The sequence below is a fragment of the Sandaracinaceae bacterium genome (assembly GCA_016706685.1).
GTDB lineage: Bacteria > Myxococcota_A > Polyangia > Polyangiales > Houyiibacteriaceae > JADJJE01.
The window spans coordinates 24,128-49,352 of the sequence record JADJJE010000004.1 but is presented as its reverse complement, the minus strand read 5'-3'; the positions used below and the strand labels follow the sequence as shown (position 1 = coordinate 49,352).

Annotated in this window: 20 protein-coding genes and 1 pseudogene; 5 read left to right on the top strand and 16 right to left on the bottom strand. The window is 68.9% G+C overall.

Annotation, left to right across the window (positions count from 1 at the left end; genetic code table 11):
• Positions 1-54: 54 nt before the first annotated feature.
• The 5 genes from IPI43_08080 to IPI43_08060 all read right to left on the bottom strand — a co-directional run bounded on the left by IPI43_08080 (position 55) and on the right by IPI43_08060 (position 10,170).
• Positions 55-834, bottom strand: coding sequence for a tetratricopeptide repeat protein (locus IPI43_08080; protein ID MBK7774086.1), 780 nt, complete (start codon positions 832-834; stop codon positions 55-57).
• Between the two features lie 223 nt (positions 835-1,057).
• A complete protein-coding gene (locus IPI43_08075) occupies positions 1,058-3,148 on the bottom strand; it encodes a TonB family protein (GenBank protein ID MBK7774085.1) in 2,091 nt (696 codons plus the stop codon).
• A gap of 426 nt (positions 3,149-3,574) precedes the next feature.
• Positions 3,575-4,999 (bottom strand): tetratricopeptide repeat protein, encoded by a 1,425-nt coding sequence (locus tag IPI43_08070; GenBank protein ID MBK7774084.1) that lies wholly within the window; start codon positions 4,997-4,999, stop codon positions 3,575-3,577.
• Positions 4,996-8,595 (bottom strand): tetratricopeptide repeat protein, encoded by a 3,600-nt coding sequence (locus tag IPI43_08065; protein MBK7774083.1) that lies wholly within the window; start codon positions 8,593-8,595, stop codon positions 4,996-4,998. The genes IPI43_08070 and IPI43_08065 overlap by 4 nt, the downstream gene beginning before the upstream one ends.
• 3 nt (positions 8,596-8,598) lie before the next feature.
• The gene (locus tag IPI43_08060) at positions 8,599-10,170 is read right to left on the bottom strand and encodes a hypothetical protein (GenBank protein MBK7774082.1); all 1,572 of its coding nucleotides are present in this window, start codon (positions 10,168-10,170) and stop codon (positions 8,599-8,601) included.
• A 426-nt stretch (positions 10,171-10,596) separates the two neighbouring features.
• Between IPI43_08060 and IPI43_08055 the strand changes: the two genes are divergently transcribed.
• Positions 10,597-11,004, top strand: a complete 408-nt coding sequence (locus IPI43_08055; protein MBK7774081.1) for a hypothetical protein — start codon at positions 10,597-10,599, stop codon at positions 11,002-11,004.
• Between the two features lie 72 nt (positions 11,005-11,076).
• On the opposite strand, the gene IPI43_08050 is transcribed toward IPI43_08055, so the two are convergent.
• The 3 genes from IPI43_08050 to IPI43_08040 all read right to left on the bottom strand — a co-directional run bounded on the left by IPI43_08050 (position 11,077) and on the right by IPI43_08040 (position 13,032).
• Positions 11,077-11,439, bottom strand: a complete 363-nt coding sequence (locus tag IPI43_08050) for a YraN family protein (GenBank protein MBK7774080.1) — start codon at positions 11,437-11,439, stop codon at positions 11,077-11,079.
• Between the two features lie 21 nt (positions 11,440-11,460).
• Complete coding sequence (locus tag IPI43_08045; protein ID MBK7774079.1) at positions 11,461-12,081, bottom strand: hypothetical protein; 621 nt, start codon at positions 12,079-12,081, stop codon at positions 11,461-11,463.
• A 93-nt stretch (positions 12,082-12,174) separates the two neighbouring features.
• Positions 12,175-13,032, bottom strand: a complete 858-nt coding sequence (locus IPI43_08040; protein MBK7774078.1) for a HEAT repeat domain-containing protein — start codon at positions 13,030-13,032, stop codon at positions 12,175-12,177.
• A gap of 267 nt (positions 13,033-13,299) precedes the next feature.
• Between IPI43_08040 and IPI43_08035 the strand changes: the two genes are divergently transcribed.
• Both IPI43_08035 and IPI43_08030 read left to right on the top strand, forming a co-directional pair.
• Positions 13,300-13,791: a UPF0262 family protein gene (locus IPI43_08035; GenBank protein MBK7774077.1), complete on the top strand. Its 492-nt coding sequence runs from the start codon at positions 13,300-13,302 to the stop codon at positions 13,789-13,791.
• Positions 13,788-14,474 (top strand): hypothetical protein, encoded by a 687-nt coding sequence (locus tag IPI43_08030; protein MBK7774076.1) that lies wholly within the window; start codon positions 13,788-13,790, stop codon positions 14,472-14,474. Before IPI43_08035 ends, IPI43_08030 begins: the two co-directional genes overlap by 4 nt.
• A 9-nt stretch (positions 14,475-14,483) precedes the next feature.
• On the opposite strand, the gene IPI43_08025 is transcribed toward IPI43_08030, so the two are convergent.
• From IPI43_08025 to IPI43_07995, 7 genes and pseudogenes are all read right to left on the bottom strand, one after another.
• The gene (locus tag IPI43_08025; GenBank protein ID MBK7774075.1) at positions 14,484-15,293 is read right to left on the bottom strand and encodes a 4-hydroxy-tetrahydrodipicolinate reductase; all 810 of its coding nucleotides are present in this window, start codon (positions 15,291-15,293) and stop codon (positions 14,484-14,486) included.
• A 12-nt stretch (positions 15,294-15,305) separates the two neighbouring features.
• A complete protein-coding gene (locus tag IPI43_08020) occupies positions 15,306-16,943 on the bottom strand; it encodes a hypothetical protein (GenBank protein ID MBK7774074.1) in 1,638 nt (545 codons plus the stop codon).
• 55 nt (positions 16,944-16,998) lie between these two features.
• Positions 16,999-17,928, bottom strand: coding sequence for a methyltransferase domain-containing protein (locus tag IPI43_08015; protein MBK7774073.1), 930 nt, complete (start codon positions 17,926-17,928; stop codon positions 16,999-17,001).
• Positions 17,929-17,941: 13 nt separating this feature from the next.
• Positions 17,942-19,087, bottom strand: a complete 1,146-nt coding sequence (locus IPI43_08010) for a citrate synthase (protein ID MBK7774072.1) — start codon at positions 19,085-19,087, stop codon at positions 17,942-17,944.
• A gap of 54 nt (positions 19,088-19,141) precedes the next feature.
• Positions 19,142-19,528 (bottom strand): DUF2752 domain-containing protein, encoded by a 387-nt coding sequence (locus tag IPI43_08005; protein MBK7774071.1) that lies wholly within the window; start codon positions 19,526-19,528, stop codon positions 19,142-19,144.
• Positions 19,529-19,681: 153 nt separating this feature from the next.
• A complete protein-coding gene (locus IPI43_08000; GenBank protein MBK7774070.1) occupies positions 19,682-19,888 on the bottom strand; it encodes a hypothetical protein in 207 nt (68 codons plus the stop codon).
• A gap of 1,241 nt (positions 19,889-21,129) precedes the next feature.
• A pseudogene (locus IPI43_07995) lies at positions 21,130-22,041 on the bottom strand (protein kinase).
• Positions 22,042-22,214: 173 nt separating this feature from the next.
• Between IPI43_07995 and IPI43_07990 the strand changes: the two are divergent.
• Positions 22,215-22,988 (top strand): RDD family protein, encoded by a 774-nt coding sequence (locus IPI43_07990; GenBank protein MBK7774069.1) that lies wholly within the window; start codon positions 22,215-22,217, stop codon positions 22,986-22,988.
• On the top strand, positions 22,988-24,004 hold the full coding sequence (locus tag IPI43_07985; protein MBK7774068.1) for a stage II sporulation protein M: 1,017 nt from the start codon (positions 22,988-22,990) through the stop codon (positions 24,002-24,004). The genes IPI43_07990 and IPI43_07985 overlap by 1 nt, the downstream gene beginning before the upstream one ends.
• Here the strand turns inward: IPI43_07985 and IPI43_07980 are convergent.
• Positions 23,977-25,224: a GTPase gene (locus IPI43_07980; protein ID MBK7774067.1), complete on the bottom strand. Its 1,248-nt coding sequence runs from the start codon at positions 25,222-25,224 to the stop codon at positions 23,977-23,979. The two genes, IPI43_07985 and IPI43_07980, sit on opposite strands and share 28 nt — an antisense overlap.
• Position 25,225: the final 1 nt, after the last annotated feature.

Genomic DNA, 25,225 nt, shown 5'->3' with positions numbered 1-25,225 from the left:
TTCGCTACTCGAAGCAGTCGCGCCCGTCGTCTCTGGGTTGAAGTCTGGGGGCGCTTACAGTTGAAGCTGAGTCAGCTTGGTCTGCGCGGCGCGGACGTAGTGCTCGGGGGCGTTGGGGCCGGCGCCGGCGACATAGAGTTCGAGGTAACGAATGGCCTCTTCGCGGTTGTCCATCAGCGCGTAGGTCCAGCCGATGGAGAACAGCGCGTCCGGCATGCCCGGCAGGATGTCGAGCGCAGCGCGGTACGACTCCACGGCCGCCGCGTGGTTGCCCTGCTCCTGCTGGATGGTGCCGAGGATGTGGTAGAGCTGAGCCTGCTCGTCCGTGCGCGGGATGGCCACGTCGAGGCCGCTGCGCAGCACGCGGATGGCGAGCTCCGGGAAGCCTTGATCGGCGTAGAGCCGACCGAGCGCGATGTACGCCTCGATGAAGCGCGGGCCACGCTGCGCGGACTGTGTGTAGTTCACGAGGGCACCGTGCGGATCATCGAGCCGCTCGAGGCACTGGGCGAGCTTGAAATAGGCCTTGAACAGGTTTGCGTCGGCGGCGATGGCAGCCTCGAAGGCCTCCTTCGCGCGGTCCCACGCCTCGAGCTGCATGCGCACGGTGCCGAGCTTCTCGTGGTAGCCGGCTGGCGCGGGGTTCACCGAAATGGCGCGGCTGAGGTGCTCTTCGGCGACCTCCCACTCACTCATCTCCATGTGAACGATCGCGAGGTTGAAGAAGGCTTGATCGTTGGTGGCGTCGAGCGCGATCGCTCGTTCGAGCGACTCCTTCGCGTCGGCGTAGCGACCCGTGCGCGCTGCCGCGACACCCGCGTTCATGTGAGTCATGGACTCCACGCGCGCGCGGGAGCAATTCCCGCCGGTCAAAATAACGAAAAAAACCAGTGAAAAACCGATGGTCTGAAGCCGGCTCATGGGGCACCGATGGTACGGAATTCGGGACGGAGATCACAATGCAAAACTTTGCTCACTTGCACGTTGTTCGCCGCAGAGACGAAAACGGCGCCTCCCAGAGGAAGGCGCCGCTTCGAGGTTCAGCCTCGGAGGAGGGTCAGTTGGACTCGAGCGTGAACGGGTAGGTCACGGAGACCAGGCCGCCGCCGTCGGGCGCCGGGAAGGTCCAGCGACGCACCGCGCTGGCCACGCAGCTCTCGACGCGCGAGCTGCCGAGGGTGGAGCCGGAGACCGTGGAGGTGGTGACCGAGCCGGTGGGCGAGATGATCCAGCGCACCGAAACGGTGCCGCGGAGATCGGGCTGCGAGTTCAGGGCCTGCTCGTAGCAGAAGCGCACCTCGCCGAGGTGGCGACGAACCACGCGGCGGATGACGTCGGCCGAGAGCGAACCACGGATGGCCGCCGTACCGGGACGAATCTGGGGGCGCGACGCCTGACGATCGCCGAGCCCACCACCGTCACCGATGCCGCTGCCCGTGCCACGTCCGCTGCCATGACCGATGGTGCCGATGGTGCCCATGCCGATGGTGCCCTGGCCGAAGCCGCCGCCACCACGACCGGTGCCCGTCAGACCGAGACCGCCCATACCGAAGTTGGAACCGGCCTGCGATCCCGTCAGCGCGCCGAGAGCGCTCATTTCGCCCGCACCGATGGCCTGGTCGCCGCCGTACGGTGACGTGGGCGACATGAACGAGCCGGACAACGCCGCCAGAGCACCGACGACACCGGCGGTGGCCGCCTGCTCGCGGGCCTCCTGGCGCGCCATCTGCTGGTCTTCCGGGTTGGCATCACCCTGGATGGAGTAGTGGTTGTCGGTGCGCTCGGCCTGCTCGTCGCCCATGGCGCCGCTCTCGCCGTCGTGCGCCGTGCCGGTTCCGCCCGAATCCTCGCTGGGAGCCTCTTCCTCTTCGGGCGGCTCCTCGGTCTCGGGCGGCTCGATGATGAACTGCGCGAGGCGGCTGTTCGGGTCGATGATGTCGTTGTTCAGGCCGGCCACAGGGGGCGGCGAGAAGTACATGGCGGTGAGCAGAGCGCCCACGAACAGCATGACGCCGGCGATGTATGCCAGCGGCACCCAGTCGAGCGAGAACCCAACGGCCACCTTCTTGCCGGCCTTGACGGACCGAACCATGAAGGTGAAGCCCTTCCACGTGACGCGAACCATCGCGCCTTCGGGGATGAGGTACTGCTGGGCGTTGGGCACCTCGGGGCAAGCCCCGAGGTTGATGCTCTCGATGGCGGTGGACTGGTCGCCAATGGTGACCTCGCCCACGGCTCCCTGCGGGAACACCATGGCGATCGAGCTCCCCGACACCACCACCATGGGCATGCGCTGCACCCCGATGATGTCCGGCGAGATGAGGTAATCCACCTCTTCCTTGCCCTCGGGCTCACCCAGGTAGAAGGACCGAGCTGGGCTCAAGTGGTCCACGTGCATGACCGACTTGCCCCACATGACCATGACCTCGAGGGCCTGGGCGGAGGTCTCGACCTCGTTGGGGTCCACGGGCGGGCCACTGGCCACGACGCCGTAGGTCAGCTTCTCGGGGTCGATGGTGCTGAGGTCCACACCCTCGAGCGAGCGGCTGCTGGCGCTGGACGCAGGCGGCGGCGCGAAGGGGTTTGGCAGCGGCTTCTTGGCGGCGCCGAACGGGTTGGCCGTGGCGGCCGCCGCGAACGGATTGGCGGCCGGCGCGGCCGGCTTGGGCGGCGGGGGCGCCGCCGCGACGGGGGCCGCCGGAGCCGCTGGCTTGGGCGCGGGCGGCGCGGCGGGCGCAGCGGCCACTGGCGCAGGCGCAGCCGGAGCGGCGGCCTTGACGGGCGGCGGCGCAGGAGCACGGGGCGGAGGCGCGGCGGGCGCGGGGGCCTCGGCTGCCACGGCGGCGCCGATCTCCACCACCACGCGGCTGCCACCCAAGGTGAGCTCGTCACCCGAGTTGAGCTGCGCCTTGTTCACCTTCTTGCCGTTCACGATGGTCCCAGACGCGGACCCGAGGTCGATGATGAACACCTCCGTCGGGCTGGTGACCTCGATCACCGCGTGCATGCGCGAGACGTTGTCGTCGTCGATGCGCAAGTGCGAGGACTGCAGCTTGCCCACCTTGATGATGTCTTGCGTGAGGGACTCCGTGCGGACCAGTTGGTCGCCAGAGTAGATCTTGAACGAGATCGGGATGTTGTGTGCCACTAGCTTCTCCAAACGGCCGTGCGCCGGCGGTCGGTAGACTGGAACTCAGAGGTCTTCGACGGACTTGAGCATCTCGGGGATGAAGTGCTCGCGGACGCGGATGAGCGAAGCGCGCCGACCGCGTCGGCGCACGTTGAGGAGCTCGCCATCTTTTTGCGATTTCTCTCATGATTATCCTCTTGTCGCGTTGACGCGCCCGGGTGGACGCCGCTCGGTGACCGAGGCCGCATCGTATCCCTTGCGGGCTCCGATGGTCAACGCCCTAGTGTGAAGGGCCCGACCATTTGGAGTGGGATACGAGAGGTCTGACACCGGGTGCTACCGCAAGTTCCGTCGGGCATCACTTTTTGCGTCACACCCCGCCCCCGAACGGCGAAAGCCCCGAAGCAGCGCTCCGGGGCTCTCGAACCGAGGTCTATCTGGGCCTCACTCCCCTTCGGGAGCGGCCGCGCCCTCTTGCCGACGACGCTCCGCCTCGATCTCCTCGACCTCGCGCTGCATGGCCTCGCCCTCGCGGACCGCGGCGATGATCTGCTCGATCTGCTGGATGCGGCCCGGTGCGCAGGTGGCGGCGCGGCGACGACGGCGTGCGCTGCTGGACCCGCGGCCGGCAGCCGCTTCTTCGGCGCAGCGAGCCGACACCTGCGTGACGGTCTCGGCGTAGCGCGGCGCGCGACCCGCCTTGGTGACGAACTGCTGGTAGTACTGCTTGGCGCGCTCCAGCTCGGGGATCGTGCCGCCGCGGTACTCGTGATAGAGGATGCCCAAGTTGTAGTAGGCCTCCGGGCGATCGCCATCGAGCTGGATGGCCCGGTTGTACTGAGCCTCGGACTGCTCCACCTCGTTCAGACCACGGAGCGCGGCGCCGAGGCCGAGCGCGGCGTCGTAGCTGTTGGGCCGCAGCTCGAGGGCGCGGGAGAAGGCCCCCCGCGCGTCGGCATAGCCACGGAACGAGAAGGTGATCTGGCCGAAGTTCATCTGCGCCTCGTAGAGCGCGCTGTCGAGAGTGATGGCACGCGCGAAGAAGCGAAGTGCCCCGTTGACGTCGCCACGAGCGACCTTGATGAGGCCCCACGTGTTGTAGATGGGCGCGTAGGTGTCGCTCAGCAGCTGGGCCTGACGGCAGACGATCTCGGCGAGGTCGTGAGCCGCGGGGTTGTTGCGGAGTCCGCGCGTGTAGTACAGCAGCGCCATCTGGTTGTAGGCGGCCATGTCGTCGGAGTCGATGGCCAGCGCGCGACGGAGGTTGTTGAGCGCCTCGGTCTCGGTGGCCGTCCGCGCCTCACCCGCCTGCCCGGCCGCCTCGCGGCGCTGCAGGATGGCGAGGTTGGTGTAGCCCGAAGAGCAGGTAGCCGGGTTCTCTTCGATGGCGCGCGCGAAGGCGGTGCGCGCCTCGGCCACGTTGCCCGCCTCGAGCGACATGAGGCCCAGGGCCACGCGCGGCTTGCACATGGTGGCCGTCACCGACAGGGCGCGCTCGTAGTGCTCGCGTGCCTCGGAGGTGTCGCCACAACGCGACGCCGTGAGGCCCGCCATGTAGTGCGCTTCGGCCAGCGAGCGCTGCGCGCTGATGGTGCGCTCGTAGGCCTCGATGACCTCCTCGCAGCGGCTCTCGTTCCAGCCCTGCGTCTCGTACTGATTGAACAGCTCGTTGGCGCCGGTCCACCGGTTGTGAGCTTCGACGGAGACCGCCTCGCCCGAGGCGCTGGTGACCTCGGTGCCCGTCTCGGTGACAGCGGTCTCGCCGCCCGAGGTGCCTTCGCCGCCGCTGCCGCCGCCACCGCAGCCCGAACCCGCGGCGGCCAGACCGATGAGCACCAGGCCCGTGTTGATGTGTCGAAGGGTCTTCATGACTGGTCTCCCGTGGGGGCCGTGGTGGTCGTGGCGGCGTCGCTGCCGGCCGTGTCTTCCCCGTCACCCGAGCCCAGCTCTTCCATGCCGGGGCGCGACGCAGGCTCCACGATGTAGTCGGGCGGACCACGAAGCTCCGAGGACATCGGGTACTCACGCGGGTTGAGGCGATTGAGGTTGGCCTCGCAAGCACGCGACCACTGATTGAACCAGCGGACGTTGGTGGCCGTGGTCAGACAGAAGCGGTACTTGTCGATGGCCTCGCGAAGGTAGGGCTCGGACGCCCCGTCGAGCGCTTCGGTGTAGATGCCGTAGAGCTCTTCGTCGGCCTCGATCTCGGCCGGGATGGGCGCCTCGCGGAAGTTCTGCACGAAGCGGTCGAACATCTCACCGATGCGCGACGCCGCAGCGATCTGCCAGGGCGGCGAGTCGATGGCGCCCTGCCCTTCGATGGTCACCGTGACGGTGGCGATCTTGTTGTACTCGGTGATGGCCGCCAGGATGGCTGCGGCCTTGCGCTGGTACCACTGCGTGAACTCGCCCGTCGACCACGCGGTGACGCGGGCAAGGCTACGACCGCCGCGGTACTCGGGGAAGCGGATGGCCTGCGCCTCTTGGAACTTGTACTCTGCGAGGTAGAACAGGGCCTCGGCCGTGGCGTCCACCGCCTGCCGCACCCACAGCACGCGCTCCTCCTGCGAGACGTCCTCGATGGCGAGGATGCGCTGCGCTGCGCCGCGCTGCCACGCCTGGGCCGCCGCGCGGAAGCTGGAGGCTGCGCCCCCCTGGTCCTCTTGCTGCCACATCGCACGGCCGATGGCCGTGTTGGCCTGGATGATTTGATGCGGCGAGGCGGTGCGCGCGAAGTCGCGCAAGAAGTGACGGTAGTAGCGGATGGTGTGGTCGCGCTGCTCGGTCCGCTCGTAGATGGAGCCGATCGAGAAGTGCACCTGGGCCGTCTCCCGCGGCCGCGTGCGGCCGTAGTTGGTGGAGAACAGCTCGGCGTTGGCCAGCGCCTGCTCCGTGTCGCCGAGACCCATGCGGAAGAGGGTCGCGTTGCGGAGTGCGTCCGGCGCGCTCGGGCAGAGGTTGTCCGCGCGCTCCTGGTCGGTGCACGTGGTCCCGTCCATGCGCGGGTACTCACGGGCGAACCGCTCGTAGAACTCCGCAGCGCGCTCGTAGAACGCCAGCGACTGGTAGTTGGCGCCAATCAGGTAGACCGACTTGGACGCTAGCGGGCTGTCGGGGTGGAGGCGAATGAGGTTCTGACGCGCCTGGATGGCGAGACCGACCAGGTTGGCGGCCTCCAGGTTCAGCGCCGCGTTCCAGAGGAGCTGGTCCTTGTCGCCGCAGTTCTCGAACTGCACGTAGATGTCGCGGTAGATGCCAGCCGCCTCGCGGTACTGGTGGTTCCGCTCGAAGAGCTCGGCCTGCTTACGACGAAGCTGGCAGCGGATGGTCTCGAGCACGGGGCAGAGGTCCTCGTGCTCGGCCGCGTTGGTGCCGCAGTAGAGGCGCGCCAGCGGGTCGATGGCGCCCTCCATCTCGGTGAGACACGCGGAGTTGCCGGTGCCAATCTGGGTTCCGAGCACGTTGAGGCTGTCCAGGTAGAGGTTGGCCGCGAACTCGGCCTGCTCCGCCGTGGGGTGGTTCATGGCGATGTCGCGGAACGCGACGGCGGCCTCTTGGTAGTGGTTGGCCTCGTAGTAGATGCGGGCGCGACGGTACTTGACCATCACCACCTCGTCCGCCTCGGTGACGAAGCAGAGGTAGCGGTTGAACGCGCGGACCATGCCGGCCTCGAGCTGCGTCAGCTCGCGCGGCGCGTAGGCAGCGGCGGCCTCGGGGCTGCCCTCGGGAGCGGCCGCGCGGACCTCGCCCTCGCGGCCCTGGTACTGCGCCTGGTACAAGTTGTTGTAGCAGAGCACGGCAGCGTACGCGGCGTCGGCCGTGTACTCACCACGCGGGTCTAGCGTGACCACCTGGTCGAAGGCCGGGCCACAGCGCTCCCAGTCCTGCATCTTCCAGAGGAGCTCGGCGGCGTAGTAGCTGATGCGGTAGCGCGTGGGACGGTCGCGCTCGTCGATGTCGGCGAACTGCAGCGTGTCGAGGTCCGGGTAGCCGTCCAGGATGAGCTGGTACAGCGCAGCGGCGGCACGCATGGTCTCCACGTTGTTGGTGCCGGGGTGCTCGTCGTCGGCGCCCACGGCCTCGCGGTGCAGACCCACGGCCTGCCAGAGGAGCACGGTGGCCGTCTCGGCCTTGCACTCGTTTCGAGCCGCCTCGGGGTGCGCCGTGTCCGCCACGAAGCGCGCCTGGATGTCGCGCAAGCGGCTGAGCTCGCGCACGTGCGCCGTGCGGTCCGAGTTCTTGGAGATGGTCGCGTTCGTGACCTTCGACTGCCACTTGCAGAGATGGTCGCTGTTGGGGCGCTCTGCCATCAGCTGGTGGTAGACCGCGATGGTCTCGTCCCAGTGACCGGTGTCGTAGTACTGCTCGCCCAGTGACTCGAGCATGCGCAACGCCTCTTCTTCATCGGTGGCGTACCGCTGGAAGAAGCGCAGGGCCGCGTTGGGCGACCCGGTGCGCGCGTACGGCATGATGAGCTCGAGGCGCGCCTTGCGCGCCAGGTTGCCACCGTCGGTGGCGGACTCGTTCTGGGTGGCGAACTCGATGACCTGCACGAACGCGCGGAGCGAGCCCTGGAAGTTCTCGTTGTTGTACTGGGCCCACGCCGTCTTGTAGAGCGCGTAGCCGTAGACCGAGTTGTTCTCGGGCGGATACTCCACGACCTTGCTGTAGAAGCGGAGCGCCGCCTCCATGTCGCCCTCGTCGAAGTAGTACTCGCCGAAGCTGAGGTACGCGTGCGGCACGAAGCGGCTGGTGGGGTAGTCCTGGATGAGCTTCAGGTACACCTCACGCGCTTGGTCGTGCTCGCGGATCTCGCTGAGGCCGAACGCCAGCGAGAAGAGGACTTCGTCCATGCGCGGGTAGTCCGCGTGCTCGGTCATGAGCTGGTAGTAGGCGCGGATGGTGTCGCGCTGCGCCTCGCTCAGGCGGTCACGTGCGGCCTGCTGACCCTGGCGCTGCGTGGTGCACTGCTGGCGGTTCGGGGTCTGCGTGCAGTGCTGATAGATGGGGTCGTTGAACGACTGCACATCGGCATTGAGCGCGGCCTGGAACTCGAAGAGCGTGGACGCGAGGCGCAGGAGGATCTCCGGGCGACGCGGGTCGGTCTGCCGCGTGTTGCGGATGAGGCGACGCAGCAGCGTGACCTCCTGCTCCACGAGCGCGCGCTGACGGGCCTGGATCTGCGCGCCACGTGCCTCGGCGCTACGGTCGATGGTGTACTCGCCAGTGGTCTGCGCTTCCGACGTGCGTTGGTCCGGGCCGACGCCGCTGGGCGCGCGAGTACCGGCGCGCACGTCACGACGCTCGAGACCTTCCTGACAGGCTTCGACCTCTTCGCGGACGTTGGCCGGAATGCAGACGCCGCCCGTCTGGGCGGAGGCTGTGAACGGCGCGAACGCCGCAACCCCGAAGGGCGCAGCGACTGCCAGGAGGACACCAATGAGAGAGAGTTGGTTCTTTTTCATCGCTCACCTACCGCACTGGTTGGTGACCTGCTGACGGTAGAAGCCCAGCTCATCGCGCCAGTACTCACCATCGAACGGCCACATTTGGTGCTCTTCATCCACCACGACATCACCCTGCGCAGCGCCGGCGATGGCCGTGAACTGGTCCTGGGTCTCTTGGTCCAGCTCGTCGCGCCGGAAGGACACGATCTCGACCTCGACGGTGTCGACCTGGTTGCTCAGGTCCATCAGCTCGTCGATGAGGCGGTTGTAGCGACCACGGGCGAGGTCACCCGTCTGGTCCACGGCAAAGGACTTGGCGAGCGCCACGTCCTGGAGCACGCGGCTGCCGGCGCCCGAGTTCTGGAAGGCCTCGGTCATTTCGCCGAGGCGGACCTCTTCGGCATCCAGCACGCGCACGTACTCGACGTTCTGGAGCAGGGTGCGGTCGGACATGGCGGAGGACACGAGAGCGCGGATGCGCGGCGAAAGGTCAGCCTCGCCAGCGCGGACGCGCTGCAAGAACTCGAAGAAAGCCGTGTTGTCCTGGAAGTTCTGGAGGGTGGCCTCGAGCTCGTCGCGAACGGGATCATAACGCTCGTGGAACTCACGGATGGTGGCCTCGGCGTTGTCGACCTGGCAGTTGACGAAGAAGGTCACGGCCTTGATGACGAGCGCCTCCGGGTAGTACGCCTGCGGGAAGTACGGGGACTCGAGGCTGTGCACGTTGCCGAGCGCGCGCGAGAACTGGTCGGCGAGGAAGAAGGCCCAGCTGGACTCGAACATGGCGTCCAGCCAGTACTCGCTCGAGACCTCCACCTGGTTCCAGCTCTCGACGGCCTGACCGAGCAGCGTGCCGTCCACTTCGCGGTCGCCCGTGGCCTGGTCCACGCGATTGGCGGCGGTGTAGTAGACGCGGGCCAGCGAGATCCAGGCGAGGTTGCGAACGCGGTCGGGGTCGTCGGTCTGGACGGTGCCGGCGTCGAGCCCCTCGAGAATGGCGCGCAGGGCGCGAATGGCCGGACGCGCGCGGCGCAGGCGCACGTTGGTGATGCCCTGGAAGAACTTCGCATCGACGAAGTACACGGAGCTGGGCGCCACGCGCCCGAAGAGCTCGGCGGCCTGCTCGAAGTCGCCGTCCTGGTAGAGGTAGCGGCCCATCAGGTAGAGGAGCTGGTTGTACAGCTCGACCGACGCCGGCGTGTTGAACGCCTCGAGCGAGGCCACACCGTAGCGGCCGATCTTCTCGATGATGCCGGCGGGCTCGGGCAGCTGCGACGCGAGCTGGACCAGCCACTGCAGCGTCTCCGCGAAGAACAGGTGGCCCTCGCCGAGCGCGCCGATCTCGTCGAAGATCACCAGCGCCGACTGATAGAAGCGCAGGTGGTAGAAGCACTTGCCCAGGAAGAACTGCGCCTTGTGCACGTTGCCGGCGCCGTCGGTGGTCTCACCATCGATGATGCGCTGGAAGATGATGGCGGCGGGGGCGTACTCGTTGGCCGCATAGAGGCGCAGGGCCTCGGTGAGCTCGGGCGAGGGAGGCCCCTCGGCGGGAGCCTGCGGTACGACAGCGACCTCTTCCTCTCCGAATTCCATGTCTTGTGCGGAGGCGGAAGACGATGTCCCCGCCGTCAGCATCGCGGTCATCAACATCCAGGTTCCCAGTAGACTGCAACGAGTCATCGTGTCGCTCCTCAAGGCGGACCAACCTTTCCTGCGCGCGGGGAAGCAGCGGCTTCCCCAAAACTTCAACAAAAACGGCGAGTTGGACCTAAATCGCGACCATCATAAGAAGACCTGGCTGCGAATGTCAAGCGTATCCTTCGAGGGATCCCTCACCGTTCGGCCCTCGCCCCGATTGTCGTTCGTGCAGCTTGACTCGCGAGCATGGGATTGAGTAGCTTCGGTCTCGCAAGGCGCCCCGTTCGTCGCAGCGTCTTGGCGAGAGCAATCCCTGACCCAGACACCCAAACGCGCCGACCTTTGGGTCTCGCGGTGACCTGCTTTCAATCCGGAGCATCGATGTCTCAGCTTCTTCCCCGTTCCTCCAAGCTTCTCTGGGCAGCCGCGCTGACCGTCCTCGCGTTCACGGCGGTGGGCTGCAAGCCCGGCACCGGTGTGGGTGACCCGTGCGACCCCGAGAACGTCCCCGGCGGCGGGTTCGACCGGCAGGAGGTCTACCTCGAGACCAGCTCGGTTCAGTGCCGCACGCGCGTGTGCATGGTGTACGAGATCGCCGGTCTCCCGGACGACTCCATCGAGAACCAAGAGAACGTGTACTGCACCTGCCGCTGCGACGCACCGGCCGACTCCAACACGCCCACCTGCAACTGCCCCAGCGGCTTCGAGTGCGAGACCATCCTCGAGCAGGGCGGCTCGGGCATCCAGGGTGGCTACTGCGTCCGCGTCGAAGACGTTCCGCCCACCTGAGCGCCTCGCGCGGTCCCCGAAGACGGCGTCACCCCAACGGGTGGCGCCTTTTTTCTTGGGTTCCTCGGCCGGTCAGAGCGCGGCCTCGTAGTACTCCATGCGCGGCGCGCCGCCTGGGCCGTCGAACGTGAGCGCGGCAGCATCGAGCCGCACCGCCTGTCCGGAGCGCCCTTCCTTGCGCATCCACGCGCGCGTCGCCTCGCGCACGCGGGCGATCTTGACGTGCGAGATCGTCTCGCCCGGCGAACCAAAGCGATCGCTCGTGCGGGCGCGCACCTCGCAGACCACCAGCAGGCCAGCTCGCTCCGCCACCACATCGAGCTCCAGGCGCCCTGCCCGCACGTTCATCCCCACGATGCGGAAGCCCTGACCCTCCAAGTGCCGTGCGACGTGCTGCTCTGCGCGCCGCGCCATCTCCTGTCGTGCAATCGTCATGGGGCCTCTTCGGCCCCGCGCTCACTCGATTGCGGACTGCATGCGATCTCGCACGCCCTTGATGGCCTCCAGCTGCTCGGGGGCGACGCCCGCCTCACGTGCGTGCGCGATGGCCGCATCCAGCTCCGCGATCTCCTTCGCTTGTGCCGAGCGCAGCGCGTTGATCATCTCGGCGAAGGCCTCGAACACCTCTTGGAGTTCGTCGCCCTTGCGCAGCTTGCCCATGATCTTGAGCTTGCCGCTGGCTACCTCGTGAATGAGCTTGCGCAACTTGTAGGCCGGCCCGACCAGGCGGTGCGTGACGATGATGCCCGTGAGCCCCAGCACGAGGCCCATGAGCACGATGCCCCCCACGATGCTCATCAGGACCTCGCGGTCGCGATCGGCCGCCATCTCGACGAGGTTGGACTGGAGCGACCCGTCGATGTCCATCATGGCCATCTGGATGGTCATGCTCTCGGTCTGGGCCTTGGACGAGCGGTACGCGAACGACCCCAGCACGGACGCCACGATGACCGTCACCAGCACGACCATGCCCGTGTACTTGAGCTGGAAGCGCGGATCGAGCAGGTAGTTCCGCAGGTGCCGCTTGGGTTTTCCGCCGCTGGGCGGGCTCGGTGCCGTTGATGCCGGGGAGGTCATATCGTGTTCATCCATCGAGCCACACCCGTTGGGTCGAGGCGGCGCCCAGGGATCGTATGCCGCACGTGGCGGGTGCTCAACTTCTCGGCCTGTTCACCGCGATGCACGCGCGCCGCTCGCTTCCATGGCCTGCGGGAGCCGCCGGAGAGACCCCTGCACCGCCCCCTGCACCGCCCGGCGCACGGCATCTGGACCCGTGGAGTTGGGCACCCGAGCCGAGCCGCTGAGCATGGCGCGCATGTCACGCCCCGGATAGGTAGCGAGGATGATGGACACGCGCGCGGACGTTCCGGTGGGTGTCTGCTCCACGCTCACCACGGACGCGTCGATGAAGTACCCGATGAGCTGATTGGAGCGCAGGGCACGGGTGGTAGCCGCGCTGGCCTCGCCGTTGGGCGCCAGCACCACGCCCTCTACGCCGCCCACCTGGCTGGCCAGGAAGCTCTGGAGCTCCGCAAGCTGGGTGGCGCTCAGCGAGGACGAGTTGTCGCCCGGAGTGCCGATACCCACGTAGTACCGGGGTGTGCCGGTGGGCACTGGTCGAACGCTGCCCGAGACGGCCGCGGTGGACGAGGAGGCGGCAGCCGCGGTGGTGGTGGTGCCCCGGGTGGCGCCGCGCGGGGTGCCGGCCGTTGCCACCGCCTCGAGCGCGGTGATGGCGCGCCGCTCGGCGTCGAGCACGGTGCTGTCACGCTCGCTGGCGACGGCGGCGCGGAGGGGGGCCAGCAGCTGAGCGTCCGCCTGCCGCTCCATCGCAGAGGCCGCGGCGGCGCGCACGGCGGGCTCGTTGTCTCGCAGGGCCGCCGTGAGCGCGGTGCGAACCTGGGCACTCTGCGGGACACGCCCGAGCGCCAGGGCAGCCTGAGCGCGCACGCTGAACGAGGTGGACGACGACAGCAGGTCGACGAAGTACTGCGTCCGGTCGGTTTGCGCGCCTGCGACAGCCGTCACGAGCACGATCGCGCAACACAGTGCGCTCCACATGCCCCTTAGTCGTCGCGTTCCATCGCGTCGCGCCATACCAGCGTGCTCCTCAAGTTCCGTGTGCCCGGCGACGGCCGGGGCGCTGGCGCTCGGACGCCAGCTACGGGGGATTGTTCACCGTGCGGAGAACATCGGGAGTATCGCCGGTTTCGGCTTCTCTTTCCAGAGGCAAATAGGCGAAAACCCCCACGTGTAATCGAACAGCGAAGCGGTGAAGACTGCTAGCCTCCGAACATGTCCTTGCGTGACATCGAGATCGACGACGCCACCTTCCGGTCCGCTGACGAGGGCCGACAGATCGAGTGGGAAGCCAACATCGCGGAGCTCCTGGAGCCCGGGCACGCCGTTCTGGCGGCCGGCGCCGACGTGCTCTGCATCCAGCACACGGAGCAGGAGTTCCAGCTGACCTTGAAGGACGCACAGGGCGACACCCTGGCCAGCGTCGGGGTGGCTCACCACGCGCTGCGCGACGGTATCCGTGAGTACGTGGACATCGTGCGTCAGATCGCGGGCCTCGATCAGGAGGGGGGCGGCGTCGAGCGCCTCGAAGCCCTGGACATGGCGAAGAAGGCCACCCATGACAAGCTCGCCCGCGTGCTCAAGCGCGAGCTGCGGCCCATGGGCGTGGACCACGACACGGCCCGCCGGCTCTTCACGCTGCTGCTCTCCATTCGTGTGGACACCACGCGTTTGCACGGCGTACACGGTCACCGGAGGATCGGATGAGCATGGTTGATGTCCTGGTGATCGGCGCCCACCCGCCCGCGCTGATCGGTCTCCGCGACCACCTCGGGCAGGCACTCCATGGTTCCGCGTTCGGCCTGAACGTCAGCGCGAAAGTCTGTGGCGTGGGCATGGGGGTGGCCGGCGCCTGGACGGCCAAGCGGCTGGTGCAGCTCGCCCCCCGCGCCGTGGTGCTCGTGGGCACGACCGGCATCTACCCCGGCGTGCCCGGCTTTCAGCCGCTCGACGTGGTGGTGGCCGAGGAGCTCAAGCTGCTGGACCACGCGGCGCTCGGTGGCCACGCGGCCTATCCCACCCCGATGCAGACGCAGCTGAGCGCGCCGTCGGCCATGACCGCCGGGCTGCTGGGGGACCAGCGCGGGCGCACTCACCGCGTGAAGATCGCGTCGCCGCTGGCCGACACGCGCGACACGGGCTTCGCCACCGCCGTCCCGGCCCGGCTCGGCTGTGTGGCAGAGTCGCTCGAGGCGTTCGCCGTGGCGCAGGCGTGCCAGCTGATGGACGTACCCTTCGGCGTGGCGCTGGGCATCTCACACGTGCTGGGCGAGCACGCGGAGACCGACTGGCAGCGCTACCAGCGCGACGCGTCGCGTGCCTCGGCCACGGCCGTTCTCAACTGGATTCACGCGGGCGCCCCGGGGCTGCCGCACCGCACCACGGCGTAGTCCCTCGCGTCAGCGCGCGGCGCCCATCACGTCGAACATGTCGTACAGGCCCGGAGGCTGCGTGACCACCCAGTTCGCGGCGCGCACGGCCCCGCGCGCGAAGATGGTGCGGTCGGTGGCCCGGTGGGTGATCTCGATGCGCTCGCCCTCGCCGAAGAGGAACAGCGTGTGCTCGCCCACCACGTCGCCGCCGCGCAGCGCCAACACGCCGATCTCGTCGCGCGTGCGCGCGCCCACCTGCCCCTCGCGCCCGTAGACGCCGGCCTCACCCAGCGCCACGCCCTTGGCCTCGGCCACTACTTCCGCCAGCCGCATGGCCGTGCCCGACGGTGAGTCGATCTTGTGGCGGTGATGGGTCTCGGTGATCTCCGCCTGGAAGTCGGGCCCCAACAGCTCGGTGGCGCGCTTGGCCAGGTGGAAGAGCGCCGTGACCCCTTGGCTATAGTTGGGCGCAAAGACCACGGGCAGCTCCTGCGCGAGCACCCCGAGCGAAGCCCGCTGCGCGGGACTCAGCCCGGTGGTGCCCATGACCAACGGCACGCGGGCCGCGCGACACGCGGCGATGACCGCCTCGGTGGCGGCCGGCAGACTGAAGTCGATGACCACGTCGGCGCCCATGAGCCCGGCCAGCAAATCGGCGCCGATGGCGAGCCCGCGCGGCGCCTTCCCGGCCAGCACGTGCGGGTCGCTGCCGAGGCAGCTGGCGCCCGCGTGCTCGACCGCCGCGTGGAGCGTGGCGTCCGACGCTTGGTCGAGGATGCCGATGATGGCGCGGCCCATACGCCCTGCGGCGCCGTGCATGGTGACCTTGTGGCTCATGCCCGCGTGGTGTCAGATGGCGCGCGGCGCGTCAACGCTCGCGCCCAGCGCCTCCACCACCAGACGCCAAGGCCCGTCCACCAACTGCATGTCGTGGAGCTGGGTGTCCGCGGCATGGACGACGGCGTCGCGCGGCACCCACACGCGATGATCGGGCAGCGGCAGGAACGTGGCCTTGTCCACGTAGCCATCCACACGCGCCTGCACGGCGTGCCGCGTGAGGTCGCGCAGCGCCACGATGTTGAGGATGACGCCGTACGCGATGGTGACGGGCAGCGCCGTGAAGGCCGTGCCCACCGCGGAGAGCGCCAAGTAGATGGAGAGCAGCGTGGAGATCACGAAGCGCCGTGGGAACGGCGAGAACACGTAGCCCGCACCGATGGGGATGTAGACGCCCATGGTGAGCACCCCCACCACGCTGGCCGAGATGATGCTGGTCAGGGCCTGCATGCGTAGGTCGCCGGCCACCGCCGCAGGGCGATAGCGGTCATCGTTGCGCCCGTGGCCCGGCAGCGCGGTGCGCGCCGACTCCGAGTCGGCCGAGACCGCCACCAGCTGGGCATGGCGCGCGCCCGCCACCAGGCTGGCGTCGACCTCGTCCGGGTGGGCCGGGAAGAGATAGAAGCGGCTCTCCCAGCGCTCGGTCGGCGTGCGCCCCACCAAGGTCACGGCGCGCACCGTTGCCGTCTCCGCCAAGCCGATGCGCGCGATCTCGGCCTCGGGGACACGCAGGGACCGGACGCCGAAGAGCGTCTTCGACACGAAGCGCACCTCGTTCTCGCCGAACAGCAGGTAGCCGTGTCGTGCTCGGCCCACGTGCCGCGCGAGGAACGTGTAGACCCTCAGCGCGTGGCGGTCGGGGTCGGCGCCGATCTCTCGAGCCTGCGCGCTTGCCCAGGCGGGCAGCACGAGGGCCGCGCGCTCGGGGTTGGCGCGCCGCAGCAAGCTGAGCAGCACGCGCACGTAGATGCTGGCCAGCCGCGCCAGCCACGGCCCGGTGAACAGGCCCACCACCAGGTACAGGACCACCAGCGCCAGCACGATCTTGCTGTCCGCGAGCATGAGCCCGAGCGCGCTGGCGATGAGCGCGAACGCGTCGTCGGCGAAGCTGTGGGCCAGCTTGAGGCCCGGCACCGGCACCAGGCTCAGGAGCAGCCTGCCGCCCACCTTCCCCACGCTGGCCAGGTATCCCGCGAACGTGCCGAGCAGCACGGTGAGGCCCGCCCAGCCCAGCTGCCCGAGCGCCAGCACCTGCGCGCTGGCCACTGGCTCCGTGCCGATCTGGGTGTATTGCGGGAGCGCCGCCTGCGGCACATCGAGCCCCGCCCAGGCGACCAACGTGGCGAGGGTCATGGCTGCGAAGGGCCTCCACGCGGTCGACAGCGGCACGAGCCACGCCTCCACACCGGGCAGCTTGTCGCCGAACGACTCGAGCAGCGCGAGCACCACCATGACCGCCCCGAACGTCCAGAGGGCTGGCGCGGGCGCGATGCTGTGGAGGCGCGCATGGACGGTTGGGTCCAGCAGCCACTCCGGGATGCTGGCGGGTGCGGCGACCAGGGCCAGCAGGCCGAAGGGCACCCAGGGGTTCTTGCCGGCCGCCGCGCTCACGAGGACGGCCGCGACCAAAGACGATGGCACAGGGGTCACGCTGCGGAGGATAGCGGCCAAGTCACCATTCGGCGACAGCTGCGCGCTGCGGGCTTCACGCGCCGCGCAGGAGGACGAGCAGCCTCACGAAGAAGACCTGCACCTCGCGCTCACTGTGCACGCGCAGCCAAGGGACTCCATCGGCGCGGCCCGTCACCTCGAGGCCCGCCCCCGTGGCCACCTCGTCCAGCAGCTCGGCCGGCCCGTCCGGCAGCGCGAGGGCCGGGTTTGGCGTGCTCAGCAGCAGCGTCCCACGGCGAACGAGCGCCGCGCTGGCCGCCTCGAGGAAGCTGAACGGGTCGGCCAGCACGTCCACCACGTGGAGCGCCACGATGGACTCGCAGGCAGCCTCGCGCAGCGCCAGATTCTCGGCGTCCATGACCGCCCCCACCAAGGGCTTTCCCACGTCGGACGCGCGGTCACGAGCCAGCAACACGGCGCGGAGCGAGAGGTCCGTGAGCAGGAGACCGTCGGCCTTCGCCGCGAGCGTGGCGCTCTCGCTGCCAGCGCCGCAGCCCACCTCCACCGTGCGGCCCAGCGGCCGCCCGTGCAGACGCAGCAGCCGACCCAGCGGGGTGTTCTGCGCCGCTGCATGCGCGAACGCGAGGAAGCCCTCGTCCGTGGTGGCCAAGCTCGGCGTGGACCCGTGCTCCTCGGGACGTGTGAAGTCGTCGTCGAAGAGGCGCTGGGTGGTGGCCCCACGCCGACGTGCCCAGCGCTCCACGGTGGCCAGCTCCGTGGGCGTGCACTCGGCCAGCTCGGCGAGGGCGCTGAGGATGGCCGTGCGGTGCTCGGCCACGTAGGCCACGGGGTCCACCATCAGCACGGGGACATCCGCGAAGACAGGGAACGTGGCCTCGCAGCCCGTGCAGGCCGCCTCACTCTCGCCCAGGAAGGGCGACAGCTTCCCCCCGCAGCTGGGGCACGCCAGCAGCGCCGCCGCCAAGGCGGCACTCGCGGACGCAGCAGCGCTGGGGGCCGTCATGCCTCAGCAGCGCTCAGCGCTTGCCGATCTCGACGAAGGGCACGTCCACGTCGCCGACCCAGATCTGCGAAGGGCGGTAGATGCGGTTGCCCTCGAGCTGCTCGAGCAGGTGCGCGAGCCAGCCGGCCACGCGCGAGATGGCGAACACCGGCGTGAAGAGGTCCACCGGGATGCCGAGCTTCTCGTAGACGATGCCGCTGTAGAAGTCGACGTTCGGGTAGACGCCCTTGTGGCCCACCAGGTCGGCCATCTGCTTCTCGAGCTCCACGGCCACGTCGTAGATCGGCGTGCTGCCGTACTCGGAGAACAGGCGGGTGGCGAGGCCCTGCAGGATGGTGGCGCGCGGGTCCTTCACGCTGTACTCGCGGTGGCCGAAGCCCATGATCAGGTCCTTGCGGGCCAGGCGATCTTCCGCGTACTTGCGCACGCCGTTGGGCGTGAGATCCGGGATGGTGCGCAGCACCTCGAGCACGCGCTCGTTGGCCCCGCCGTGCAGACGACCGGCCAGCGCGCCGACGGCCGAAGCCACGACGGCGTATGGATCCGTGAGCGTGGAGCCCACCACGCGCGCCGTGAACGTGGACGCGTTCATGGAGTGCTCGGCGTGCAGGATGAGGGCCACGTCCATGACGCGGGCCGGCAGCTCTTCGGGCACCTGGCCCTCGAGCATGTAGAGGAAATTCGCGGCGTGACTGAGATCCGGGCGCGGCTTGATGGGGTCATCGCCGCGGCGAATGCGGTGCCATGCAGCCACCACGGTGGGCAGCTTGGCGATGAGGCGAATGGTGCTGATGCGGCGGAACTCGAGGTCCACCACGTGGTCGCCCGGGTAGAACATGCCCATCATCGCCACCGCGACGGTGAGCGCGTCCATGGGATGCCCGCTCTCCGGCAGCGTCTTGAGCACGTCGATGATGCGGAACTTCAAGCTCCGTTCGGCGACCAGCTCGGCGGAGAACGTGGCCAGTTCCGCCACTGTGGGCATGTGGCCGTTGACCAGCAGGAACGCGACCTCTTCATAGGTGCAGCGCTCGGCCAAGACTTCGATGGGGTAGCCCCGGTACTGGAGCTTGCCGACCGAGCCATCGATGTAGCCCACCTTGGAGCGCGCGGCGGGCACTCCCGCAAGACCTGGACTGTACTCGGAGCTTTCCGACATGTTCGACCTCTCTACGTTTTGCCGTCCATAGCGCGCCTGTCCGCAGCGTGCACGCTAGAACCACCAGCGTGTCAGCCAGCCCTCCCCCAAGGACACCGGATCGGGGTGTCCGCCGAGGGCGCCGGCGAGGCGCGCAGCGTACAGAATCCACATCGCCAGCACCACCGCGACGATGGTCATGGTGAGCGTACGCCCACGCAGCAGCCCCGCTTCGGGGGACACCCACCCGATCCGCACGGCCAACGGGCGCAGCAGCAGCCAGCCGAAGAGCGGGCTGATCAGGGGAGCCAGCGGGTGCAGACGCCACACCTCGGCCAGGTCGAGCCGCAGGAGCGCGAGCGTGGCGCGGGTCAGGCCACAGCCCGGGCAGGGGGCCCCCACCGCCAGCTTGAAGACGCAGGTGGGAAAAGCACCGAGCAGCAGCAAGAGGGCGATCGCCACCCCCAGCCCTGCCAACCACCACGACGGTGGCGAAGGCGACTCGGGCGGCGAGGAATAGGCGGCCGCCGGCTGCGTTGTCGCCGGGACCACCACAGCGTGGTCTCGGTCAGGTTGGTCCCCGGGCGGCGCAGCGGCGCTCATCCCGAAGGCCCGTCAATTCGCGCAGAAGAGAATGGCGCAGTTCTTACGGTGGGCGTCGCGAACTCGGTTGCAGAGCTCGGCCAGGTCGGCGTCGATGTCCACGAGGTCACCCTCGGCGGCGCGACCCGAGTCGTCGTACGAGCAACCGTGAAGGGCAATCCAGCGCCCTTTACACTCGGGGTTCGAACAGATCTCATCCCACGTCATTCGATGTGCCATTGACGACTCTCTCCCCCCGGGTGGGGCCCCGCGGACCCTCTGGGGGTGGTCTACGTGGGGCTTGGCCGGGGTTGTCAGACCTGACGAGACTTCACGGTTCCATTCGCACCAGGTAGTGGGGATGGGGGTGGCTGGTCAAGAAACTGAGCAGCGCACCCGATGAAGCGGTCTGGATCCCTTGTGCTGGATCGAAACGATGCGCGAGTATTCCCAGACGCCTGCGATGCGTGCAAGGCGATTCGACACCCCAACTGAACGGAGTGTCAGGGACGACACCAGTCACCGAAGTGCTGGCGAGCGCTGCCGCCCGCGCCCACGCCGTTGAGCGACCGGTAGAGCGAGCGGGCTTGGTCGCAGCGCCCCATCTGGATGAGGATGCCGACCTTGGTGCCACCGCGCTGCGCCAGCTGCCCGCGCACGGACGCGACGTCGCTGTCGCTGTTGCCCAAGGCACGCTGCGCCGTGCGAAGCGAGCTGATGGCGCGCTCCACGTCGTTCTGGCCGACCGCCGAGCGGGCCGCCGCGAGGGCGGCCTGGCCTGCGGCACGATCGCCCGTGCCCGCGCTGGCGCTGCCGTTGCGGTTGGGCCGCATGTCGGACGAGGGGTTCGGGTCCGGCGTGGGCGCGGGCTCCACCGTGGGCGTGGGCGTGGGCGTCGCAGCCAGCTCCGGGGTGGGAGTGGGGACCGGCGGCGGGGTCACCGTGGGCTGCACCTGCGTGGGCTGCGTGGGCACCTGGTACGGCTGGGCGGGCGGCTGGACCGGGTTCACGCCCACCGGGCTGGTGGGAGGAGCCACCGGCTGGGGCGTGGCCACCGTGGTGGTGGTGTCGGTGGACTGCGAGAGCATCCACACCACCAGCACCGCGCCGGCGCCACCCACGAAGACGACGAGCGCCGCGATGATGGCCAGCCACTTACCCATGCCCCCGCCCTGCTGAGGCTGGGCGCCGGTCTGGTAGCCGCCGCTGGTCATGCCCATGCCGCCGGTCATGGTGGCGTCGTAGCCCATGCTGTTGGGCTGGCTGGGGTACTGCGGTTGGGCGCCCGTCTCGCTGTGCATGGGCTGGGGCGTGCCCACGGCCGGGCGCGACACCGGCATGTGCGGCGCCGTGTTCATGGGCGGCGTGGTGGCCGGCGGGTTGCTGCCCGAGGCCATGCCCGCGTTGGTGGCCATGGTCCAAGCGGCCTGCGCGTCCTGGATGCCCGTGAAGTCGTTCAGGAACTCCATGACCGTGGCGTGGCGATCGTCGCGGTTTTTGGCGAGCGCGCGCATGATGGCGAGCTTCTTGCGCGGCAGCAGCTGCGCGGTGGCCGGGTACGTCTCGAGGGGCGTGGGCGGCGCCGTGAGGTGCTTGGTGGCCCACTCCCACGGGGTGCGCGCCTCGAACGGCAGGTGCCCGGTGAGCATCTCGTAGGTCATGACGCCCAGCGAGTAGATGTCGCTGCGGGCGTCCAGGGTCTGCCCGCTGAACTGCTCGGGGCTCATGTACGGAGGCGTGCCCAGCACCATGCCCTGCTTGGTGAGCTTGGCCTGCGACTCGTCCTCGGCTTCGCTGCGCTTGGCGATGCCGAAGTCCAGCACCTTCACGAAGTCCTTCTGGCCACCGCGCTGCGTGAGCAGCACGTTCTCGGGCTTCAGGTCACGGTGCACGATGCCCATGTTGTGGGCTTCGAAGAGCGACCCGCAGATCTGGATGAGCAGCCGGTCCGCGCGCTCGGCCTCGATGGCGCCACGCTGCAGCGTGTGGGCCAGGTCTTCGCCGAGGATGTACTCCATGACGATGAAGAGCGTCTTGTCCTCGAGCTCGCCGAAGTCGTAGAACTGCACCGTGTTGGGGTGGTGCAGGTCGATGACCGTCTCGCACTCACGGTGGAAGCGGGCCACCAGCTGGGCGTCGTTGATGAGCTCCGTGTGCAGCGTCTTGATGGCCACGCTGCGCGTGGCGGTGCCCATCTTCTGCTCGGCCAGGTAGACCTTGCCCATGCCGCCCTCGCCGAGCAGCTTCGTCACGCGGTACCGCCCCAGCAGGATGCGGCCGATGAGCGGATCGCCCCCGGCGACGGCCTCCTGCTCCAGCATGGCCCCGCACTGGTGACAGAACTTCGCGTCTTCGACGTTTTGGTATTCGCACCTCGGACAAGGGCTCGCCATTAGTTTCCCAATCTACGCGTGTGGACACGGCGGCGGGCCAGAGAGGCCCCACGCCGATCCGTAGACCACGAGCATACTCCGAGCCTTGGGTTCGGAAAAGGTCTCGACACGGCGATTGTCTGATCCAGGGAGGTACGGCATGCTGCCGGCGCGTCCTGGAGACGCCCGAGCCGATGCGGGAGCTGCGCGACATCCACGAGACCCTGGCGGTCACCACGCCCGAGAACGTCACCTTCCACTTCGAGTTGGCGGGGCCTTCGACGCGAGCGGCGGCCTGGGTGGTGGACCTGGTCGTCATGGCCACGCTGCTCACCTTGTGCGCCATCTTGGTGTCGCTGGGCTCGGCGGTGGTGGGCTCGAGCGCCCTCGCGAACGTGATCATGCTGGTCGCCTCGTTCGTGGTGCTGTGGTGGTACGGCGCGCTGCTGGAGTGGGGCCTGCGCGGCCAGACCGTGGGGAAGCGCCTGCTCGGGCTGCGTGTGCTGCAGCAGAACGGGCTGCGCATCACCTTTCCGCAGGCCGTCATCCGCAACCTGGTGCGCCTGGTGGACCTGCTGCCCTTTTCGTATTTGGTGGGCGGCGTGAGCCTCCTGGTGGACCGCCACAGCCGGCGCCTGGGAGACCTCGCCGCGGGCACCATCGTGGTGCAGGAGCGGAGCCTGCCGGCCCCGTCGGTCATCGTGCCCCCTGCCCTGCGCTACAACACCTTCCTGGCGGACGCGAACGTCCGTCACGCGGCGCGGCGGGTCACGGCTCCCGAGCGCGATGTCATGGTCGCCGTGAGCCTGCGCCGCGAGGCCCTACCGCTGCACGTCCGCCACGAGCTGTTCGAGACGCTGGCAGCCCACCTCGAAGGCCGCTTGGGGCTGCCGCGCCCCGCCCAGCTCTCGGCCGAGCGCTATGTCCTGAACCTGGTGGCGGTGGTCCTGTCCGGAGCGAAAGCCTGATGGAGGGCTTCGACGTCAACCGCTTCATCAGCACCCGGACGCCCAGCTGGCGCGCGCTCGAGCAGCTGGTGCTGGACATGGAGCGACGCCCCGGCGCCCTGGCCCTCGACGACGTGCGGCGCTTCGCCAAGCTCTACCGCGCGGCGTCGAGCGACCTCCTGCTGGCCCGCACCGAGCGGGTGGACGCCAGCATCGAGGACTACCTGAACGGCCTGGTCGCGCGCGCCTACGCCATCGTCTACGCCACCCAGCCACGCGCTCAGCGGCGCATCTGGCGCTTCTTGGTGGACGCGTTCCCCGCGCTGTTTCGCGCGGAGTGGAAGGTCATCGCGCTGTCGGCGGTCCTGCTCTTCGCGGGTGCTGGCGTGGGCGCCGTGGGCATCGCTGTAGACCCCGGCTCGCGCGCCGTGCTCATCCCCGAGCAGCACCAGGCCTTCTCGCCGGACGAGCGCGTCACGCGCGACGAGGGCCAGGTCGCGAGCGCAGGCGAGGCGTCCGTGTTCTCGGCGTTCCTCTTCACGCACAACATCCGGGTCACCTTCCTGGTGTTCGCGCTGGGCATCACCTTCGGCGTGGGCACCGCCCTGGTGCTGTTCTACAACGGGCTGCCGCTGGGGGCGCTGGCCATGCAGTACCACCTGGCGGGCGAGGGCCTCTTCTTCTGGGCGTGGATCCTGCCGCACGGCATCCCGGAGCTGACGCAGATCTTCATCGCGGGGGGCGCGGGGCTCATGATCGGGCGCGGCATGCTGCTGCCGGGGCGGCGGCGGAGAGGCCGTGCCGTGCAACAAGAGGCGCGCAAGGCCGTGCTGTTGGTGGTGGGCGGCATGCCCATCCTGGTGCTGGCCGGGATCATCGAGGGCACCATCAGCCAGATCCACGCGCCCACGTTGCCCTACTGGGTGAAGCTCGCCGTGGCCATCGTGGTGGGCGTGGGCCTCTATGCGTACCTGCTGCGAGCTGGCCGGGGCAGTGACGCGGAGGCCGCTCAGGCTTCGGAGCGCAGCGCCGTCTGACGCTCGTGGATCTCGATGAGCAGCGCCAGGGCGGAGAGCACCTCGCTGCTGCGGATGGGCTCTTCGGCTCGGGCCCGGGCACAGACCGCGCGGAAGCGGACCCAGCGCACCGGGTCCACGCCAATCAACGACGCCACGAGCGCGCCCTGCCGGTTGGTCTCGGGCAGCTCGAGGGCGTCGGCCACGTCACGCAGCGCGCGCTGCACCAGCCCGTCCAGCCGGGCGACCGCCTCGCCGATGCGCCCCTCCGCCAAGTCCAATTCCACCAGGCGGACCCCCGCGGCTTCCCCTCCGAACAGCGGCGCCCAGCTGGGGCCACCGCCCGCGAGCGCGTTGGTCTGGGGCACCACCCGCAACACCGGCGCCTCCGACGGCCGGCGCGCCGGCGGAAACTCGGTCTTGGCGTCTCGTGTGTACGTCACCCGGCTGAACCGCTCTTCGTCCACCAGGTCGTCGTGGTCGAGCTGCTCGTCCTCCGTGGAGAACGAAGGGCGCGGCGGCAGGTCGGTGGGCACGCCGCGCGCGTCGTCCACACGCCACACCTCGGCGCTGGCGCGGCCGATCTGGTCCTCCAGCATCTCCTCTGCCTGGTAGAACTTCGGGTCGGAGCGCGGCTTGGGCTCGGCGCCCAGCAGCTGGCGTCCTTCGAGGTCGTCCATGACCGCCTGGACCAACGCGTCCAGCGCGCTGAGCACGCCCTCCCCGCCGGCAGCACAGGTGGGGAACGCGGGCGCCCCGAACTCGTTCAGGGAGGCGTCCATCTCCTCCATGTCCATGATGTTGGGGAGGTCGCGCTTGTTGTACTGGAGCACCAGCGGGATTTCGCCCAGCGAGCGCCCGTGCGTCTCGAGGTTGGCGGCCAGGTTCTCGAGGCTCTCGAGGTTGGCGTCGTGCCGCTCACGCTGGGAGTCCGCCACGAACACCACGCCATCAGCACCGGTGAGCACCAGCTTGCGGGTGGCGTTGAAGTACACCTGCCCAGGCACGGTGAAGAGCTGCAGGCGCACGTGGTGCCCGCGCACACTCGCGGCCCGGAGCGGCAGGAAGTCGAAGTAGAGCGTGCGGTCCACGGGCGTGGCCAGCGACACGATCTGGCCGCGCGTCTCAGGCGGCGAGGCCTGGTGGATGCGCTGGAGCGACGTGGTCTTCCCGCCTAGCCCGGGCCCGTAGTAGACCAGCTTGACGAGCAGCTCTCGGGTGAGCGGGTTGACCTGCGCCAAG

What these genes read in the sequence shown, in the direction of transcription:
- IPI43_08080 (MBK7774086.1), bottom strand. Translation starts at nt 834, where the DNA reads ATGACTCACATGAACGCGGGTGTCGCGGCAGCGCGCACGGGTCGCTAC.
- IPI43_08070 (MBK7774084.1), bottom strand. Translation starts at nt 4,999, where the DNA reads ATGAAGACCCTTCGACACATCAACACGGGCCTGGTGCTCATCGGTCTG.
- IPI43_08065 (MBK7774083.1), bottom strand. Translation starts at nt 8,595, where the DNA reads ATGAAAAAGAACCAACTCTCTCTCATTGGTGTCCTCCTGGCAGTCGCT.
- IPI43_08060 (MBK7774082.1), bottom strand. Translation starts at nt 10,170, where the DNA reads ATGGAATTCGGAGAGGAAGAGGTCGCTGTCGTACCGCAGGCTCCCGCC.
- IPI43_08055 (MBK7774081.1), top strand. Translation starts at nt 10,597, where the DNA reads ATGTCTCAGCTTCTTCCCCGTTCCTCCAAGCTTCTCTGGGCAGCCGCG.
- IPI43_08050 (MBK7774080.1), bottom strand. Translation starts at nt 11,439, where the DNA reads ATGACGATTGCACGACAGGAGATGGCGCGGCGCGCAGAGCAGCACGTC.
- IPI43_08045 (MBK7774079.1), bottom strand. Translation starts at nt 12,081, where the DNA reads ATGACCTCCCCGGCATCAACGGCACCGAGCCCGCCCAGCGGCGGAAAA.
- IPI43_08035 (MBK7774077.1), top strand. Translation starts at nt 13,300, where the DNA reads ATGTCCTTGCGTGACATCGAGATCGACGACGCCACCTTCCGGTCCGCT.
- IPI43_08030 (MBK7774076.1), top strand. Translation starts at nt 13,788, where the DNA reads ATGAGCATGGTTGATGTCCTGGTGATCGGCGCCCACCCGCCCGCGCTG.
- IPI43_08025 (MBK7774075.1), bottom strand. Translation starts at nt 15,293, where the DNA reads ATGAGCCACAAGGTCACCATGCACGGCGCCGCAGGGCGTATGGGCCGC.
- IPI43_08015 (MBK7774073.1), bottom strand. Translation starts at nt 17,928, where the DNA reads ATGACGGCCCCCAGCGCTGCTGCGTCCGCGAGTGCCGCCTTGGCGGCG.
- IPI43_08010 (MBK7774072.1), bottom strand. Translation starts at nt 19,087, where the DNA reads ATGTCGGAAAGCTCCGAGTACAGTCCAGGTCTTGCGGGAGTGCCCGCC.
- IPI43_08000 (MBK7774070.1), bottom strand. Translation starts at nt 19,888, where the DNA reads ATGGCACATCGAATGACGTGGGATGAGATCTGTTCGAACCCCGAGTGT.
- IPI43_07990 (MBK7774069.1), top strand. Translation starts at nt 22,215, where the DNA reads ATGCGGGAGCTGCGCGACATCCACGAGACCCTGGCGGTCACCACGCCC.
- IPI43_07985 (MBK7774068.1), top strand. Translation starts at nt 22,988, where the DNA reads ATGGAGGGCTTCGACGTCAACCGCTTCATCAGCACCCGGACGCCCAGC.